Source organism: Cellulophaga fucicola, from assembly GCF_900119145.1.
Lineage (GTDB): Bacteria > Bacteroidota > Bacteroidia > Flavobacteriales > Flavobacteriaceae > Cellulophaga > Cellulophaga fucicola.
On record NZ_FPIY01000004.1, the window covers coordinates 246,174 to 263,269 of the forward strand.

At 33.5% G+C, this 17,096-nt stretch carries 19 protein-coding genes; 11 read left to right on the forward strand and 8 right to left on the reverse strand.

Going from position 1 to position 17,096, the window contains the following annotated elements:
• Window positions 1–28 precede the first annotated feature (28 nt).
• Window positions 29–775 (reverse strand): uroporphyrinogen-III synthase, encoded by a 747-nt coding sequence (locus BT107_RS14100; RefSeq protein ID WP_072304541.1) that lies wholly within the window; start codon window positions 773–775, stop codon window positions 29–31.
• A gap of 5 nt (window positions 776–780) precedes the next feature.
• The gene (locus BT107_RS14105; RefSeq protein ID WP_072304468.1) at window positions 781–1,434 is read right to left on the reverse strand and encodes a DUF4271 domain-containing protein; all 654 of its coding nucleotides are present in this window, start codon (window positions 1,432–1,434) and stop codon (window positions 781–783) included.
• A gap of 184 nt (window positions 1,435–1,618) precedes the next feature.
• Between BT107_RS14105 and BT107_RS14110 the strand changes: the two genes are divergently transcribed.
• Genes BT107_RS14110 through BT107_RS14120 form a run of 3 tightly spaced genes read left to right on the forward strand, consistent with a single transcriptional unit; the run spans window position 1,619 to window position 4,135 of the window.
• Complete coding sequence (locus BT107_RS14110) at window positions 1,619–2,347, forward strand: polyprenol monophosphomannose synthase (RefSeq protein ID WP_072304469.1); 729 nt, start codon at window positions 1,619–1,621, stop codon at window positions 2,345–2,347.
• Window position 2,348: 1 nt separating this feature from the next.
• The gene (locus BT107_RS14115; RefSeq protein ID WP_072304470.1) at window positions 2,349–3,683 is read left to right on the forward strand and encodes a dihydroorotase; all 1,335 of its coding nucleotides are present in this window, start codon (window positions 2,349–2,351) and stop codon (window positions 3,681–3,683) included.
• A 32-nt stretch (window positions 3,684–3,715) separates the two neighbouring features.
• Window positions 3,716–4,135, forward strand: a complete 420-nt coding sequence (locus BT107_RS14120; protein WP_072304471.1) for a DUF4296 domain-containing protein — start codon at window positions 3,716–3,718, stop codon at window positions 4,133–4,135.
• Here BT107_RS14120 and BT107_RS14125 read toward each other — a convergent pair.
• Window positions 4,101–5,108 (reverse strand): NAD-dependent epimerase/dehydratase family protein, encoded by a 1,008-nt coding sequence (locus BT107_RS14125; protein WP_072304472.1) that lies wholly within the window; start codon window positions 5,106–5,108, stop codon window positions 4,101–4,103. The two genes, BT107_RS14120 and BT107_RS14125, sit on opposite strands and share 35 nt — an antisense overlap.
• Before the next feature lie 94 nt (window positions 5,109–5,202).
• On the opposite strand from BT107_RS14125, the gene tyrS reads away from it, so the two are divergent.
• From tyrS to BT107_RS14150, 5 genes are all read left to right on the forward strand, one after another.
• Entirely contained in the window at window positions 5,203–6,498 is a 1,296-nt protein-coding gene (tyrS, locus tag BT107_RS14130) for a tyrosine--tRNA ligase (protein ID WP_072304473.1), read from the forward strand.
• A gap of 154 nt (window positions 6,499–6,652) precedes the next feature.
• Window positions 6,653–7,642 (forward strand): lipocalin family protein, encoded by a 990-nt coding sequence (locus tag BT107_RS14135; RefSeq protein WP_072304474.1) that lies wholly within the window; start codon window positions 6,653–6,655, stop codon window positions 7,640–7,642.
• Window positions 7,643–7,761: 119 nt separating this feature from the next.
• A complete protein-coding gene (locus BT107_RS14140) occupies window positions 7,762–8,319 on the forward strand; it encodes a GNAT family N-acetyltransferase (RefSeq protein WP_072304475.1) in 558 nt (185 codons plus the stop codon).
• Window positions 8,320–8,393: 74 nt separating this feature from the next.
• On the forward strand, window positions 8,394–10,766 hold the full coding sequence (locus tag BT107_RS14145; protein WP_072304476.1) for a S9 family peptidase: 2,373 nt from the start codon (window positions 8,394–8,396) through the stop codon (window positions 10,764–10,766).
• Between the two features lie 4 nt (window positions 10,767–10,770).
• A complete protein-coding gene (locus tag BT107_RS14150) occupies window positions 10,771–12,066 on the forward strand; it encodes a hypothetical protein (protein ID WP_072304477.1) in 1,296 nt (431 codons plus the stop codon).
• A 9-nt stretch (window positions 12,067–12,075) separates the two neighbouring features.
• Here BT107_RS14150 and aat read toward each other — a convergent pair whose 3' ends face one another.
• The 3 genes from aat to BT107_RS14165 are packed head-to-tail and all read right to left on the reverse strand — an operon-like array spanning window position 12,076 to window position 14,048.
• Window positions 12,076–12,720, reverse strand: a complete 645-nt coding sequence (gene aat, locus BT107_RS14155) for a leucyl/phenylalanyl-tRNA--protein transferase (RefSeq protein ID WP_072304478.1) — start codon at window positions 12,718–12,720, stop codon at window positions 12,076–12,078.
• Window positions 12,721–12,725: 5 nt separating this feature from the next.
• Entirely contained in the window at window positions 12,726–13,112 is a 387-nt protein-coding gene (locus tag BT107_RS14160; protein WP_072304480.1) for a DUF3127 domain-containing protein, read from the reverse strand.
• 39 nt (window positions 13,113–13,151) lie between these two features.
• A complete protein-coding gene (locus BT107_RS14165; protein WP_072304481.1) occupies window positions 13,152–14,048 on the reverse strand; it encodes a flavin reductase family protein in 897 nt (298 codons plus the stop codon).
• A gap of 106 nt (window positions 14,049–14,154) precedes the next feature.
• Here BT107_RS14165 and BT107_RS14170 point away from each other — a divergent pair, with 106 nt between their 5' ends.
• On the forward strand, window positions 14,155–15,303 hold the full coding sequence (locus BT107_RS14170) for a sensor histidine kinase (protein ID WP_072304482.1): 1,149 nt from the start codon (window positions 14,155–14,157) through the stop codon (window positions 15,301–15,303).
• Between the two features lie 3 nt (window positions 15,304–15,306).
• Window positions 15,307–15,657, forward strand: coding sequence for a hypothetical protein (locus tag BT107_RS14175; protein ID WP_072304484.1), 351 nt, complete (start codon window positions 15,307–15,309; stop codon window positions 15,655–15,657).
• Here the strand turns inward: BT107_RS14175 and BT107_RS14180 are convergent.
• The gene (locus tag BT107_RS14180) at window positions 15,650–16,042 is read right to left on the reverse strand and encodes an HIT family protein (RefSeq protein ID WP_072304485.1); all 393 of its coding nucleotides are present in this window, start codon (window positions 16,040–16,042) and stop codon (window positions 15,650–15,652) included. The two genes, BT107_RS14175 and BT107_RS14180, sit on opposite strands and share 8 nt — an antisense overlap.
• Window positions 16,042–16,518: a transcription elongation factor GreA gene (gene greA, locus BT107_RS14185; protein WP_072304486.1), complete on the reverse strand. Its 477-nt coding sequence runs from the start codon at window positions 16,516–16,518 to the stop codon at window positions 16,042–16,044. Before greA ends, BT107_RS14180 begins: the two co-directional genes overlap by 1 nt.
• Before the next feature lie 111 nt (window positions 16,519–16,629).
• Here greA and BT107_RS14190 point away from each other — a divergent pair, with 111 nt between their 5' ends.
• Window positions 16,630–17,076, forward strand: a complete 447-nt coding sequence (locus BT107_RS14190) for a Rieske (2Fe-2S) protein (protein ID WP_072304487.1) — start codon at window positions 16,630–16,632, stop codon at window positions 17,074–17,076.
• The last annotated feature ends 20 nt before the right edge of the window (window positions 17,077–17,096 follow it).

Here is a 17,096-nt window from a genome sequence, read left to right on the forward strand (position 1 = left end):
GACTAGCTACACAAGGCAGCATTGCTTTTTACTTTTTATTTGCAGTAGTAATATACTTCTGTAATGCCATTGTCATAGATGGCGTTTCTGGAGTTGGCGCAAGAATATCTATACGCAAACCTGCTTCTGTAGCTGCATTTACTGTTGTGTTTCCGTAAACAGCAATTCTAGTTTCATTCTGCTCAAAATCTGGAAAGTTCTTTAATAAAGACTCTATACCAGACGGACTAAAGAAAACAAGTATATCATAATACACATCTCTTAAGTCAGACAAATCACTAATAACAGTTTTATAAAAAATTGCTCTTTTCCAGTCTAAACCAAGTCCATCTAACGTTTCAGGAACTATTGGTTTTAAAACATCTGAAGAAGGCAAAAGAAACTTTTCTGTTTTATACTTTTTTAATAAAGGAACTAAATCTGCAAACATTCTTTTACCAACATATATTTTACGCTTACGGTAAACTACATATTTCTGAAGATAGTAAGCTACTGCCTCTGACTGGCAAAAGTACTTCATAGAATCTGGCACTTTAAAACGCATTTCTTCTGCAATTCTAAAAAAGTGATCTACAGAATTTCTACTTGTAAGCACTATAGCTGTAAAATTGTTTAGATCTATTTTTTGCTGACGCACTGTTTTTGCATCAACTCCTTCTACATGTATAAACGGTCTAAAATCTACTTTTAACTTCTCCTTTTCAATAAGTCTTGAATAGGGAGAGTTCTCCATTTTAGGTTCTGGTTGAGAAACCAAAATCGTTTTTATCTTCATAGACATCAATATTTTAGGTAACTACCTATTATCACAAAAGGTGAAATTTCGAGTGCGCAAAGGTACAAAATAAAATAGAAAAAATTGATTGTTATGAATTTTCGATGAATTCTTAGTAGATTAACCCAGCCAATACACATTACAACGATAAACAAAACCAGCGCCAAATAAGCAACTAGCTCAGAATTAGGTGTTATATATGTAAGAAAAATATTAGCCAAAAACAGTACTAAACCACTGTAGTTTTGATAAGAAATCTTATTGAAAACGATATGAACAATAGCAGTTTCCGCATTAAAAATAGAACCATTTATAAACTGTAATAATAACTTTACAATAACAAATAAGCTTATAACTCCAAAAATAAAAAGGTAATTTACAGGTGTAAGTTTCTCTCCAAGGTTAAATATTGTTAAGAGATAATAAAGAAATAATGCTACATTTAGCCATAGAAAAACACTCCACAACGCATTAAACCAGTTAAACAAGATGTGCTTTTTACTATGTAAAAAAATGTACTTGTTATTAAATGGCAACACAACAAAATTTATAAACTTATTATAAAAAAAAGTTTTGCTTAAAACCAACACAAAAAGACTAACCACGAATATGGCAGTTATCCAATCTATATTATTAAAAACTCTGGCAATAGACTCCATCTCTCTTCTGTATACTTATAAGCGCTACAAAACTACAAATTAATACTTAGACCAACTTTATTAATTAATACGTGGTAAACAATAAAAAAGATGCAATACTATTGTAAATAAATCATAAAACGTTCTTTAGGTTTTATGACTTAAATTTAAATAGTACTTTTGTGCATTCAAGACTAAAAAAAGAATGACAGATAGCTTAGTTATAATTCCTACTTTTAATGAGATAGAAAATATAGAGGCTATTATTAATGCTGTTTTTGCATTAGAAAAAGAATTTCATGTTCTAATTGTAGATGATAACTCACCTGACGGCACTTCGCAAAAAGTACTAGAACTACAAGAGCAATTTCCTGAAAAATTATTTTTAGAAGTACGTAAAGAAAAGGCTGGTTTAGGCACAGCATATATTCACGGTTTTAAATGGGCAATTGCAAAAAAATACGACTATATTTTTGAAATGGATGCAGATTTTTCTCATCCTCCTAAAGATTTAATTAATCTATACAATGCCTGTGTTAACGGTGCCGATTTATCTATTGGCTCTAGATATGTAAAGGGAATTAATGTAGTAAATTGGCCTCTGTTTAGAATATTACTTTCGTACGGAGCATCATTCTACGTAAAAATGATAACCGGTATGCATGTAGACGACCCAACAGCTGGTTTTATATGTTACAAAAGAAAAGTATTAGAAAACCTTAGCCTAGACACAGTTCGTTTTATAGGTTATGCTTTTCAAATAGAAATGAAATTTAGAGCCCACCTTAAAGGTTTTAAGATAAAAGAAGTTCCTATTGTTTTTACAGATAGGGTTCGCGGAAAATCTAAAATGAGTTCCTCAATTATTGGAGAAGCTGTTTTTGGAGTGATAAAAATGAAATACATAAGCTTGTTTCAAAAAAACAAATTTTAAAATGAAAAAGACACTAATAAAAAACGCTAAAGTTGTAAACGAAGGTACAATTACAATGTGCGACATATTGTTGAACGGTAATTATATTGAAAAAATAAGTAGTTCTATTAGTGATTCTACAGCTACGATCATAGATGCTAAAGGCAATTACGTATTGCCTGGCGTTATAGATGACCAAGTGCATTTTAGAGAACCTGGCCTTACCCACAAAGGTAATATTGCTACAGAAAGTAGAGCTGCCATTGCTGGTGGTGTTACTACGTTTATGGAGCAACCAAATACAAATCCGCAGACTACAACAATAGAAAAGTTAGAAGAAAAATTTGCTGTAGCTAAAGATAGCTCTTATGCCAACTATTCGTTTTTATTTGGCGGTACTAATGACAACTTAGAGGAACTAAAAAAACTAGACAAAAATGCCTGTTCTGGTGTTAAACTATTTTTAGGTTCTTCTACGGGGAATATGCTAGTTGATAACGAAGAGGTTATAGAGAAAATTTTTAGAAATACAGAAATGGTAATATCTACACATTGTGAAGATGAAACTACCATACGCCGAAATATGGCTATGTACCAAGAAAAATTTGGAGACGATATCCCTATAGAATACCACCCAATTATAAGAAGTACAGAGGCGTGTTATTTATCTTCTTCTAAGGCAATTGCCTTGGCTAAGAAAACAGATGCTAGACTACACGTTTTTCACTTATCCACAGGAAAAGAAACAAGCCTTTTTAGAAACGATATTCCGTTAAAAGATAAAAAAATTACAGCAGAGGTTTGTGTGCATCACCTATGGTTTTCTGATGAAGATTACAAAGAAAAGGGCACTCTTATAAAGTGGAACCCTGCGGTTAAAACTGCAGAAGACAGATCTATGCTTTGGGATGCTCTTTTAGACGACCGTATAGATGTTATTGCTACAGACCACGCACCACATACTTTTGAAGAAAAAGATAACGTTTACACTAAAGCTCCATCGGGCGGACCATTAGTACAGCACGTTTTACCAGCTATGCTAGAAAAAGTTTTAGATGGCACTATTACAATAGAACGTATGGTAGAAAAAATGTGTCACAACCCAGCCATTCTATTTCAGATTGAAAAAAGAGGATATATAAAAGAAGGGTATTTTGCAGATTTAGTTATTGTAGATACAAACAACTCTTGGCAAGTAAGTAAGTCTAACATTTTATACAAATGTGGTTGGTCTCCGTTTGAAGACTACACGTTTAAATCTAAAATTTCTCATACATTTGTAAATGGTCATTTGGCTTACGCAAATGATGAAGTATCAGAAAAAAGAAACGCACATAGATTAACGTTTAATAGATAATTAAACAGCTTACGCATCAATACATAAAAAAAATGAAAAGATTTTTTAGTTTATTTTTAGTGATTGCAACTATAGCTTCTTGTGCAGAAAAAACAATAGAAGAGCCAGAGAATCTTATTCCTGAATCTAAAATGGTTGATATTTTGTATGATTTAGCTATTATAAATGCCGCTAAACAAACAAATTCAAATGTACTGGTAGAGAACAACGTAAGAACAATGCCATATATTTTTACAAAATATAAGATAGACAGTGTGCAATTTGCAGACAGTAACACATATTATGCTGCTGACCCAATTGGCTACGAAGGCCTATATAAAGAAGTACAAAGCAAATTAGACACCATTAAAAAACAATTCGAGAGTAAAAATCTTTTAAAAGCAGATAGTATTGCTAAAAGCAAAGAAAAAAAGAAACCTAAGACTGCTCCTTTAAAAGCACCTCAGAAGTAAACTTTAAAACGTTATCTATATCAGTATAAGTAAAATCTAATGCTTTAGTAATTTTTTTATTATCATAAATATCCTGACTCTTTAATCCGTTTACTTGCATTTTAGAGAGTTTTCTTCCTCTTCTAGTTATTAAATGCGCCAGCCAATCTAATCTATATAAAATATGTAGTTGCCATATTTTAAGTTCTTTGTGTGGTGCAGATTTCCCCAGAAATGAAGCAATTTTACCCAACACCTCTTTAAACGTTGCGTTTTTAGCAACAACAATATAGCGTTCGTTTTTTATAGAAGAATTCATTAAATCAATGCAAGCATCTACTACATCACTAACACTTACAAAGCCAGTACCATTTGGAGGGTAATACGTTAACCCCTTTGCTGTTTTACTAAAAAACTGACCACTACCCGAGTCCCAATAACCTGGGCCTAAAATTACACCCGGATTTACAATAACAGCATCTAAGCCCTCTTGTGTACCGCGCCAAACTTCCATTTCTGCCGCATACTTGGTAAGCGCATACACATTTACATTAGCATCATTCCACTCTGTTTCTTCCGTAACATTTGGCGAGGCTTCATTTTTACCCATTGTAGCAATAGAACTTATATATGCCAATTTTTCTATATTTAAAGCCAAACATAGATTTACAATATTAGCTGTACCCGTTGCATTTGTTCGTCTTAACTTAAAATAATCGTTAGGATCAAAAGAAATTAATGCTGCACAATGGTATACGTGTGTTATACCAATAAAGGCATTTTCTAAAGAAGGTACATCAGTTATATCTGCAACAATCCAGTTAATTTTTGCGTACAACTCACCTGCATTATCTACATAATAAGAAAATACTTTTTTAACCTGTTTTAAGTCGCTAGTCTCCCTATGTATAGCCGTTACAGCTTCTTCTTTTTTTAGTAGCTGCAATAAAAGATGCGCACCTACCAATCCTGTGCCTCCTGTTACCAATATCATAGTTCAAATTTAGGAATTTAATTTACTATAGACTACTGCCTAAGCTCTCTATTTCTTTTATATTTGCATCTATTATTACAAAAAACAAAACACAATGGCTTCTAACTTTGTCGCAGAATTAAAATGGAGGGGAATGATACACGATGTCATGCCCGAAACAGAGGAACACTTACTAGAACAAATGCGTGCTGCGTATGTGGGTATAGACCCTACTGCAGACTCTTTACATATTGGCCACTTGGTTAGTGTAATGATGTTACGTCATTTTCAATTAGCGGGTCACAAACCTTATGCGCTTATTGGTGGTGCAACCGGAATGATTGGAGATCCTTCTGGAAAATCTGCTGAGCGTAATTTGTTAGATGAAAAAACACTTAGACACAACCAAAACGCTATAAAAAATCAATTATCTCGTTTTTTAGACTTTAATAGTGATGCAGAAAATGCAGCTATTTTAGTTAACAATTACGACTGGATGAAAGATTTCTCTTTTCTGGATTTTATACGTGATGTAGGTAAACACATTACCGTTAACTATATGATGGCTAAAGATTCTGTAAAAAAGCGTTTAACTTCTGAAGCCAAAGAAGGAATGTCTTTTACAGAGTTTACATACCAATTGGTGCAAGGGTACGATTTTTATCACTTGTTTAAAGAACACAGCTGTACATTACAAATGGGTGGTAGTGACCAATGGGGAAACATTACTACTGGTACAGAAATGATACGTAGAATTGGTGGCGGTAAAGGCTATGCACTTACTTGCCCATTAATTACAAAAGCAGATGGCACTAAATTTGGAAAAACCGAAGGTGGTAACATTTGGCTAGATGCAGAACGTACATCTCCTTATAAATTTTACCAATACTGGTTAAATACATCTGATGAAGATGCAGAAAAATTTATAAAAATCTTTACTTTTTTAACTAAAGAAGAGATAGACACCTTAATTACAGAACATAAAGAAGCACCACATATGCGTGCTTTACAGAAAAAATTAGCCGAAGAAATTACAATAAGTGTACACTCTAAAGAAGATTTAGACAACGCCATAAAAGCTAGTAACATCTTATTTGGAAAATCTACTTCTGATGATTTAAAAACACTAAACGAGAAAACATTTTTAGATGTTTTTGAAGGTGTACCACAAGCAGAAATTACTGCTGCAGATATTGAAGAAGGTTTGGATATGATTGGCGCATTGGCAGCTAAAACTCAGTTTTTAGATTCTAATGGTGCTGCACGTAGAGAACTAAAACAAAACTCTATTTCTGTAAATAAAGAAAAAGTAAAAGAAGATTACATTATTACCAGCAAAGACCTAATTAACAACAAGTTTGTTTTATTACAACGTGGTAAAAAGAACTATTTTGTATTGGTTGTAAATTAAAAGTTAGATCTAAGAAAATATCACAAGCGTCATTCTATTTATCATTAGGATGACGTTTTTTTTAGACCTAAAAAACACCCTTTAACACAAAATTAACAAAGCAAAATTACCGCCTGGTACAATATTAGCGTTAGAGGATAAAAACATTACTAATATGAAAATTATGAACTCTAAATTTTATTACCTACTACTTTTTATTACGGTATTTGCAACCTCTTGTAATTCTGATGATGACAACAAAGCAGACAACCAAGAAGCTCCCGAATACGTAACAGAAACAAAAGCAAGCCTTACAGGAGAATGGAGACTTGTAAGCAGTAAAATTGACGAAGAAAATGTTTCTTCTGCCGATTTTGAGTGTTTAAAAAATTCTTTAGCCGAATTTAAAGACGATAACACCTACAAGTTAAACTTTAAAAAAAGAGGTCCTAGCACATCTAGCTTATGCACAGAAACAAGCTCTCAATCTGGAACCTATACTGTTACTGCTTTAAATAATGTAACTTTTTTTAACTCTACTTCAGAAATTAAATTAATAAACGATACTTTACAAATTACAACTGTTATTACAGGGGCAGATTCTAAAACACAAACTCAAGTTGATATTTTTGTAAGATCTGATAATGATGAATTTGAAGAACCTAACACTGCTGAAGAACCTGAAGATGTAGAAGTAGCCGAAGATGAAACTACAGATAACACTAGTACTTATGATGGCTCTGTTGTTGTAGCTAAACTTTTAGGAAAATGGAAAATAGATGGCGCATCTGATGATTGCCTGCAAAAAAACACTATTGAGTTTACATCTGGTTCTATTTTAGAATTTATACAACACCAGAAAAACTTTAATAGAAGTGACTTATTAAAAAACAATGCAAATGTTAGCTACCCAATGCCAAAACAATTTAAAATTGTAGTAAACTCTGGCATACACAATGTAACTTTTGATACAGAAGCAGATTGTAAGTTTATTAAAAAGAGCACTGTAGAATACGTTGTTACCGATGAAAAATCTGTTCTATTTAAAAACAGTCCTAATGTTAAAATTTTAGTAGAGGACGATTCTACCATAAAGCTTAACTACGAGTACACAGACAAAGACTCTAACAAGCAAACTATTGAGTTTACGTATGTAAAAATATAATTTGAATTATATTAAAAATAAAACAACAATCTAAAGGCTGGTTTTCACCAGCCTTTTTTTACGCTACATTTTAGGCTTGCTATTTCTTTTAGCTACCTTAGTTAAAAAACCAAGCTTTTATGACTTCTACAACCATAAAATGTGCTACAAAAACAACAGAGTTAAAGCAAATATTAGCATTACAAAATCTCAACTACGTTAAAAATTTAACCGAAGAAGAGAAAAACACCAACGGCTTTGTAACCGTAAAGCACACGCTGTCCGTTTTAGAACAAATGAATAGCAAAACTCCGCAAATTATTGCCACAAACAATACTAATGTTGTTGGCTACGCATTGGTAATGTTACCTGAAACAACTTCTCTTATTCCTGTTTTAGCACCTATGTTTAAAATACTAAACAGCTTAACCTACAATAACATCCCTGTAAAAAACTACAACTACTATGTTATGGGACAAATTTGCATTTCTAAAACATACAGAGGTCTTGGCTTGTTTAGAAAATTATACCAAAAACACAAAGAAGTCTACAAAAACACGTACAACTTTTGCATTACGGAAGTCTCTACAAACAACCAACGCTCTATGCTTGCTCACCAAAAAATAGGCTTTACAACCATACACACCTTTACAGACCAAACAGATATTTGGAATATATTATTATGGGATTGGAAATAATAGTAACTTTAGTGCATCAATCTAATGCAGATGCCAGCTTAGTCTAAAAAGCATCAAAAAAGAACAAGAGAAAAATGAAAAAAAATCTACTTTTAAGCGTAAGCATTCTGCTTTGCTCGTTATCAGTCTTTGCTCAAGAAAACAACACATCAACCTTAACTATTAAAGAAATTATGCAAGGTGATGCCTTTATTGGCCACTTGCCTTCTAGTCCAAAATGGTCATCAGATAGTAAAAACATTTATTTTAACTGGAATACGGAAAATGCTTTTAGCGACTCTTTATATGTGTACAATCTTAATAACACAAAGACTAACAAAGTAGATTTTGAAGAAGAATACAACCTACCTTCTTCTTCCACTTTTAATTCTAAACGAACAAAAAAAGTATACGAAAAAAGAGGTGATCTTTTTTTAGTCGATATTACCACCAACAAAACCATACAAATTACCCAAACTGAAGATCGCGAAAGAAACGCCAAGTTTATAGAAAACAACAGTAAAATAGCATTTCAAAAAGGACAAGATATTTTTACTTGGGATATAGCAACAGGAGCAACTACTCAAATTACAAACTTTACAAATAAAAAAGATAGAGAAGAACGTTTAAGCGATAAAGATGAATGGTTACGCAACGACCAACTTGCATTGTTTGATGTTTTAAGAGAACGCAAAGCCAAAGAAGATGCTCGTAAAAAACAGATGGAGCGTTACAAAGAAAAAGAGTTGTTTTCTATATATACAGACGGCAAATCTATAAGCGGACAAAGCATTAGTACAGATGGCAATTATGTAACTTATATTACTGCTAAATACGCAAGCAACAAGCGCACTACAATGCCACACTTTGTAACAGAATCTGGTTATGTAGAAAACCAAAACACACGTTCTAAAGTTGGTGACACACCATCTACTTACGAGTTATTTGTTTACGATATAAAAAACAAGAAAACATACCCAGTTGCCTTAGACAATTTAACTGGTTTAGATTATATTCCGGAATACACTAAAGACTACCCAGATAAAGAATATAAAAACGAAAACAGAATTGGTTACATCGCTGGTCCTATTTGGAGTGCAGATGGTAAAAAAGCAGTTTTAGATATTAGTGCAAATGATTATAAAGACCGTTGGATAGTTCTTTTAAATCTTGCTGATGGTACCGTTACCAATTTAGACCACCAACACGATAAAGCTTGGATTGCTGGCCCTGGAATTGGATGGGGTAATTTAGGTTGGATGCCAGATGACAATAGTATTTGGTATCAGTCTGAAAAAACAGGCTATTCTCATTTGTACACCACTAATGTGTTAACTAAAAAAACAAAAGCACTTACCTCTGGTAATTTTGAAATTTACGAGCCAACTATCTCTATAGATAAAAAGCGTTGGTATTTTACGGCTAATAAAAATCATCCTGGAGACAGACAATTTTACACAATGCCTTTAAATGGTGGTAAATTAAACCAGTTAACTACAATGGTTGGTAATAACGAGGTTACTTTATCTCCAGATGAGCGCCAAATGGCTATTTTACACTCGTACAGCAACAAACCAACTGAATTGTACGTACAGCCTAACCCTGTAAAAAACAGATCTAAAACAGCTCCAAAACAAATTACAAATTCACTTACAGATAACTTTAAAAAATACAACTGGAAAGATCCTGAGGTTATTACTTTTAAAGCTGAGGACGGAGCCGATGTATACGCACGTTTATATCAACCTAAAACAGCAACAAAAAATAAAGCTGCTGTAATTTTTGTTCACGGAGCTGGCTACCTACAAAATGCGCACAAATGGTGGAGCTCTTACAATAGAGAATATATGTTTCATAACATACTAGTAGATAATGGCTATACTGTTTTAGACATAGATTACAGAGGTAGTGCTGGTTACGGCAGCGAATGGCGTACCGGAATTTACAGACATATGGGAGGTAAAGATTTATCTGACCAAGTTGATGGTGCAAAATTATTAGTAGAAAAATATGGTATAGACCAAAATAAAGTTGGAATCTACGGTGGTTCTTACGGCGGATTTATAACATTAATGGGAATGTTTAATGCTCCAGACACTTTTAAAGCTGGTGCCGCAATACGCTCTGTTGGCGATTGGGCTGCATACAACCACGGTTATACTGCTCGTATTTTAAATACTCCGGTCACAGATAGCATTGCTTACAGAAAAAGCTCCCCTATTTATTATGCAGATGGCTTAAAAGGAGATTTATTAATTCTACACGGTATGGTAGATGATAATGTGCATTTTCAAGATATGGTACGTTTATCTCAGCGTTTAATAGAGTTAGAAAAAAAGAATTGGGAAATGGCTGTGTATCCTGTAGAGCGTCACGGTTTTGTAGAGCCTAGTAGTTGGACAGATGAATACACTCGTATTTTCAATTTATTTAACGAAAGTCTTTTAGACATTAGAACAAAAGAATAAACCTATGAAAAATAAAATAGCAGCCTTATTTGTTGTAATAGCATTAGGATCTTGTAGTAAACCACCTGAAAAACCGAAAATGAATGCTTTAGCAGAAGATTACGTAAAACTGGTTTTAGAAGTAGGACAATATAATAGTGATTTTGTTGATGCTTATTACGGTCCAGAAGAATGGAAACCAACATCTACTAAATTAGATACCATACCGGCTTCAGATTTTATTGCCAGAGCCAACACATTAATAGAAAGCGCTCATTTGGTAGATACAACTGCTTTTTCTAGTATTGAAAAAGCAAGACATACGATGTTTAAAAAGCAACTAACTGCTGTAAAAACCAAGTTAGAGATGCTGTCTGGAAAAACGTATTCTTTTGATGAAGAAGCCAAACTTTTGTATGATGCAGAACCACCGCATTTTACAGAAGAGCACTTTAACAAACTTATTGCTGCTTTAGAAGAAGAGTTACCAGGAGATGAAGATTTGGCTACTAGATATACTGCTTTTGAAAAACAATTTATAATACCAAAAGATAAGCTAGATACTGTTTTTAGAGTTGCTATTACAGAAGCAAGAAAAAGAACTAATCACCATTTTAAATTACCGCAGAATGAAGATTTTGTGTTAGAATATGTAAATGATAAAAGTTGGTCTGGTTACAATTACTACCAAGGAAAAAGTAAAAGTTTAATACAGATAAATACCGATTTTCCAATATTTATACAACGTGCAATAGACTTAGCTTGCCACGAGGGCTACCCTGGTCACCACGTATTTAATGCACTATTAGAACAAAATTTAGTTGATGCCAAAGGATGGAAAGAATTTTCTGTATATCCATTATTTTCTCCGCAATCTTTAATAGCAGAAGGTAGTGCAAACTATGGTATAGACGTAGCTTTCCCTGGTGATGAGCGTGTTACTTTTGAAAAAGAAGTACTTTTCCCTATTGCAGGTTTAGATGCTAGCAAGGCCGATAAATACTATAAAATTCTAGGATTAATAGGTAAGCTAAATTACGCAGGTAATGAAGCTGCAAGGCACTATTTAAACGGAGAAATCTCTAGAGGAGAAGCTGCCAAATGGCTAGAAAAATATTTGTTTTACGCACCAGATAGAGCATTGCAACGCACTCGTTTTATAGACCAGTACCGCAGTTATGTTATAAATTACAACTTAGGTAAAGATCTAGTTGCAGACTATGTAAAAGCAAAAGGAGGTACTGTAGACCAACCAGAAAAACGCTGGGCAGTTTTTAAAGAGTTGTTAAGTAACCCACATACAGCAAGTAGTTTAAAGTAGAGTTAAATTCTATTTTAAAAACCCTATAAAATCATCCCTATCTATTTCTCTGGCGCCTAAACTCTCTAGGTGCTGGGTATAGACTTGGCAATCTATAAGTTTGTAATTGTTAGCTTCCATTTCTTGTACCATGGTTATAAAACCATATTTAGAGGCGTTGCTAACATCACTAAACATACTTTCTCCGCAAAACACAGTGCCCAAATCTATGCCATACAAGCCACCCACCAATTGGTTATCTAACCAAACCTCGTAAGAGTGTGCAAAGCCTTTTTTATGTAGTTCTATATATGCGTTTTGCATATTTTGGGTAATCCACGTGCCTGGCTGCCCATCTCTAGGTACAGTAGCACAACGGTGAATTACTTCTTCAAAATTTTTATTTTTTGTAACAGTAAAAGCTTTATCGCGTAAAAGCTTACGCATACTTTTAGAAACTTTTAATTCTTGCGGAAACAATACCATTCTTGGGTCTGGACTCCACCAAAGCAGTAGTCTATCATCATCAAACCAAGGGAAAATTCCGCTTTTATAGGCAAGTTGTAATCGTTCTACAGATAAATCTCCTCCAGCCGCTAATAAACCATCTTCATTAGCTGTATGTACTGGAGGAAACTCTAACTTATCTGTTAAATAATATATTGGATGAACCATTTAACCTAGAAAGGCAAATCGTCGTGATCTTCTTCATTTAAATTATCTGCAGGCTCAAAAGCTTGTGCTGGTGCAACTGGTGGCACACCTCCTGCACTTGCGTCTGGAGCAGCAGCTTGTAAGTTCTCTATTCTCCATCCCTGTATAGAGTTAAAGTATTTAGTTTCTCCTTGTGGATTAACCCATTCTCTACCTCTTAAGTTAATACTAACTTTTACAGCTTGCCCAACATTGTAACCGTTTAATAAATCGCATTTGTCTTGAACAAACTCTACCATTATATGTTGCGGATATTGCTCTTCTGTTGTAACAACTAGTTCTCTTTTTCTAAATCCGTTGCTTCCAAAAGTTTGAGTTTCCCCAACCATTTTTACTTTTCCTTGTACTTCCATCTTAAATTAGTTTCTTATGCGTGTTTATCTATTCAGTTCTTATTCTATCAAATCTATACCAGCTATCAATAATTTTAAAGCAGAAGTTACATCTTCATTAAAAATGTATTCTTTAGCTTTTAATTGCAACTGTACTCCGTCATTAGTGCTTAACACACTGCGTATTGATACATTTTCTTCTACAAATTGCGTTACACTCTCCGCAGATGGTAATTGCTCTATATTACCAAGTAAACCCAAGTCATTACCAGACAACAATTTACTGTTTCTTATTTTTAACGGCAAACTATCTACACCTATTCCTAGAGTAGATAATGGTTTTGGAACCTCGAACATACCTTCCTTAGCTCTACTATACCAATTGCCCCCCATACGAGCTACCAAATCTATTTTATGCTGATCTATACTTCCGTTTTCATCTAAAACAGTAGTATCTACGTGTACTTTTACAACCTCAGCAAAAATAAGGTTTCCGGCTCCGCCTTCTTCGCCTAATGCTTCAACCTTAGTAACCTTACACTCAAACTGCACTGGAGACTCTGCTACTCTAAATGGCTTAACCAAATCAGACTTTAGCATTGTTAAACCAGCCTTATCAAACTCATTAATACCCTCTGCATACTCTGTACTAGACAAAGACATTTGTTGTACTATTGAGTAATTTACAATATTAATAACAACCTCTTTAGTTTCTAACACATTTTCCAAAGTGTGCTTCGTAGTATTATTTCTTACTCTTCTCGCAGGAGAAAATATAAGAATTGGCGGATTTGCACTAAATACATTAAAAAAGCTAAACGGAGATAAATTTGGATTACCGTCTTTATCTACAGTACTTGCAAATGCTATTGGCCTAGGACCAACCGCCCCTAAAAGATAGCCGTGCAATTTTGCAGTAGTTACCTCGTTTGGAACTATAGAAATTGTTTTTTTCATAGAATGCAAAGGTACATAATTTGCGCACTAATTAAAACAACAAGTCAATATAGAAATACCAAATGTGCTTTAAATTACGTTATCTTTAAACCCTATAATTGGTAAAATGAATTTTAATCCTAAAAATAAAACTATAAACATTTCTTTAATGGTTAGCGCTTTCTTTATTGTAAGCCTTATTCTTTGGAATACCAATAGTTTTTTTGAACAATTTAAAAAGGAGGAACGCCATAAAATGGAGATCTGGGCTACTGCTCAGTCAGAATTTCTTAATTCTTCGCAAACGCAAGATTTGGGAGATTTGCATTTAATGATTTTTCAGAACAACACCTCTACACCAATGATTTTGGTGAATAAAAACGGTAGTTTTAACGCTAAAAACATAGAAAATAACAAAACCAAAGACACCTCTTTTATTCAAGAAAAAATAGAAGAGTTTAAAACCGAAAACACTCCTGTTTTAATGACACATAAAGGAGAGCTAATTGCTACTCTTTACTACGGAAACTCAGAAGTTTTAAACAACTTAAAATATTACCCTCTAGCACTACTGCTTATTATTTGTTTATTTGGAGCTGTAATTTTCTTTTTCTTTAAAACGAATAAAGCATCTGAACAAAGTAAACTTTGGGCTGGTATGGCAAAGGAAACAGCACACCAAATAGGCACACCCCTAACATCTCTCCTGGGATGGAACGAGCTATTAAAAGACGAAAATATAAATCCTGAAATATCTGTAGAAATAGAAAAAGACATAGATAGACTGCAAACAATTACAGATCGTTTTTCTAATATTGGCTCTTTACCCAAACTAGAAGAAAAAGATATTGTTGCAGAAACTAAAAGTGCTTTTGATTATTTAAAACGAAGAAGCTCTAAGCTTATACAATTTTCTTTTGACAGTAAGATTGATTCGCTCTCGGTAATGCTAAACAAGCCTTTATACAATTGGACCATTGAAAATTTGGTGAAAAACGGAATAGATGCTATGCGAGGTAAAGGACATATAGCTATAGAAATTGTACAAGCAGGAAATATTGTAAACATTTTAGTATCTGACACAGGCCACGGAATACCTAAAGGAAATTACGCTACTATTTTTAATCCAGGGCACACATCTAAGAGGCGTGGCTGGGGTTTAGGGCTATCCCTAGTTAAAAGAATTGTAGAAGAATACCATAACGGAAAGGTAAAAGTGTTATCTTCGAGTAAAGAAGGCACCGTAATGCAGATTTCGCTAAAAACAAAAGTTTAAACTATGTCTAAGGAGAAATTAGTTGTACTAAAAGAAGCTAACATAAAAAATAACTGTCCAGAATGTTTCCATAACGAACTTTCAGTTACTTTTTATCAAAAGCAAAAATTTGGCAAGTTTATACACAAAACAACCAACGAGGTTAGTAGTGATATTAAATGCCAAAGATGCCAATCTATCATATACCCTGTTAATTGGACAGACGATATAGAACGCTCTTTTAACTACTACCAAAAATTAGCAGTACCAGAAAAAACAAGTGTAAAATTTACATCTTTGTTCTATATAGTTGTACTTGTTCTTATAGCTTTAGTCGCTACAGCAGTGTACTTATTTACCCAAAAAATTATTTAATTTTAGCACTAATTGCGGCTGCAATAGACTTAAACTCTTCTGTAGTTAATTCTTCTTTTTTCTTAAAAGAAGCATCTGCCATAGAATTTAAAGGTATTAAATGCACGTGCACGTGTGGCACCTCTAAGCCTATTACAGAGATCCCAACACGGTTGCAAGGAACAGCCCCTTCTATAGCTTTACCTACTTTTCTAGAAAAAGCCATTAAACCCATATAGGTCTCTTCATCTAAATCTAGAATTTTATCAACCTCTTTTTTGGGCACACAAAGTGTATGCCCTTTTGCATTTGGACTAATATCTAAAAAAGCAAAATAATTAGCATCCTCTGCTACTTTGTAACAAGGTATTTCGCCATTTATTATTTTAGTAAATACAGATGCCATTATGCTCTAGTTATTTCTAAAATTGTAAGTTTAATTTTTCCATTAGGAACAGCAATTTCGGCTTCATCGCCAACACTTTTACCTAATAAACCTTTACCAATTGGTGAGTTTACAGATATTTTCCCTGTTTTTAAATCAGCTTCACTTTCTGCTACTAATGTATATTTTACCTCCATACCATTAGCTTGGTTCTTAAGCTTAACAGTAGACAATACCAATACCTTAGAAGTATCTAACTGAGATTCATCTATAATTCTAGCATTAGAAACAATTTCTTCTAACTTAGAAATTTTAAGTTCTAACAACCCTTGTGCTTCTTTAGCTGCATCGTACTCAGCATTCTCAGATAAATCTCCTTTATCTCTAGCTTCTGCAATTGCTTGTGACGACTTTGGGCGCTCTATATCCTTAAGCTGATTTAGCTCGCTCTTTAACTTTTTTAAACCTTCTACGGTATAATAAGACACGTTACTCATAACATTATCATTTTAAAAATGAGAAAATCCTCTTATTTCTAGAGGATTTTATACAAATATACATAATTTTTGTTCACATTTGTTGTTGTATTAGTACTAAGAAAACATATTATGAAATCACTTTTTTCCTTATTTGCTATTTTACTATTATTTTCTTGTGATAGCGGTAGAACCAATAGAAACCCATACTTACAAGACATAGGTTTTAGAGTAGATCTAAACTTAAATTTACCATCTTACAGCGCTTTAAAAAACACAGGAAGTGGGGTTTATGTTGGCAGCCAAGGTGTTGGCACCAAAGGTGTATTTGTTATAAACACTGGATTTGACAATTTTATGGCTTTTGAAGCTAGTTGCCCTAATCACGAGCCAAGTTCTTGCTCTACAATGGTATTAGATGATGACAGACAAAATGTTACTTGTCCTTGTGAAGATTATAAGTACAATCTTTTTACGGGTCAGTTTTTAAACAGACCAGAAGAAGGCGACACTAAATACCACGATATGCTTTTTTATAGTACTTCTATAAACGGAAATGTAGTAACCGTTAGAAATTAAAAAAAGGGCAAACCTAGCAA

Coding starts and splice junctions, on each gene's coding strand:
- BT107_RS14100 (WP_072304541.1), bottom strand. CDS start 775: ATGAAGATAAAAACGATTTTGGTTTCTCAACCAGAACCTAAAATGGAG.
- BT107_RS14105 (WP_072304468.1), bottom strand. CDS start 1,434: ATGGAGTCTATTGCCAGAGTTTTTAATAATATAGATTGGATAACTGCC.
- BT107_RS14110 (WP_072304469.1), top strand. CDS start 1,619: ATGACAGATAGCTTAGTTATAATTCCTACTTTTAATGAGATAGAAAAT.
- BT107_RS14115 (WP_072304470.1), top strand. CDS start 2,349: ATGAAAAAGACACTAATAAAAAACGCTAAAGTTGTAAACGAAGGTACA.
- BT107_RS14120 (WP_072304471.1), top strand. CDS start 3,716: ATGAAAAGATTTTTTAGTTTATTTTTAGTGATTGCAACTATAGCTTCT.
- BT107_RS14125 (WP_072304472.1), bottom strand. CDS start 5,108: ATGATATTGGTAACAGGAGGCACAGGATTGGTAGGTGCGCATCTTTTA.
- tyrS (WP_072304473.1), top strand. CDS start 5,203: ATGGCTTCTAACTTTGTCGCAGAATTAAAATGGAGGGGAATGATACAC.
- BT107_RS14135 (WP_072304474.1), top strand. CDS start 6,653: ATGAAAATTATGAACTCTAAATTTTATTACCTACTACTTTTTATTACG.
- BT107_RS14140 (WP_072304475.1), top strand. CDS start 7,762: ATGACTTCTACAACCATAAAATGTGCTACAAAAACAACAGAGTTAAAG.
- BT107_RS14145 (WP_072304476.1), top strand. CDS start 8,394: ATGAAAAAAAATCTACTTTTAAGCGTAAGCATTCTGCTTTGCTCGTTA.
- BT107_RS14150 (WP_072304477.1), top strand. CDS start 10,771: ATGAAAAATAAAATAGCAGCCTTATTTGTTGTAATAGCATTAGGATCT.
- aat (WP_072304478.1), bottom strand. CDS start 12,720: ATGGTTCATCCAATATATTATTTAACAGATAAGTTAGAGTTTCCTCCA.
- BT107_RS14160 (WP_072304480.1), bottom strand. CDS start 13,112: ATGGAAGTACAAGGAAAAGTAAAAATGGTTGGGGAAACTCAAACTTTT.
- BT107_RS14165 (WP_072304481.1), bottom strand. CDS start 14,048: ATGAAAAAAACAATTTCTATAGTTCCAAACGAGGTAACTACTGCAAAA.
- BT107_RS14170 (WP_072304482.1), top strand. CDS start 14,155: ATGAATTTTAATCCTAAAAATAAAACTATAAACATTTCTTTAATGGTT.
- BT107_RS14175 (WP_072304484.1), top strand. CDS start 15,307: ATGTCTAAGGAGAAATTAGTTGTACTAAAAGAAGCTAACATAAAAAAT.
- BT107_RS14180 (WP_072304485.1), bottom strand. CDS start 16,042: ATGGCATCTGTATTTACTAAAATAATAAATGGCGAAATACCTTGTTAC.
- greA (WP_072304486.1), bottom strand. CDS start 16,518: ATGAGTAACGTGTCTTATTATACCGTAGAAGGTTTAAAAAAGTTAAAG.
- BT107_RS14190 (WP_072304487.1), top strand. CDS start 16,630: ATGAAATCACTTTTTTCCTTATTTGCTATTTTACTATTATTTTCTTGT.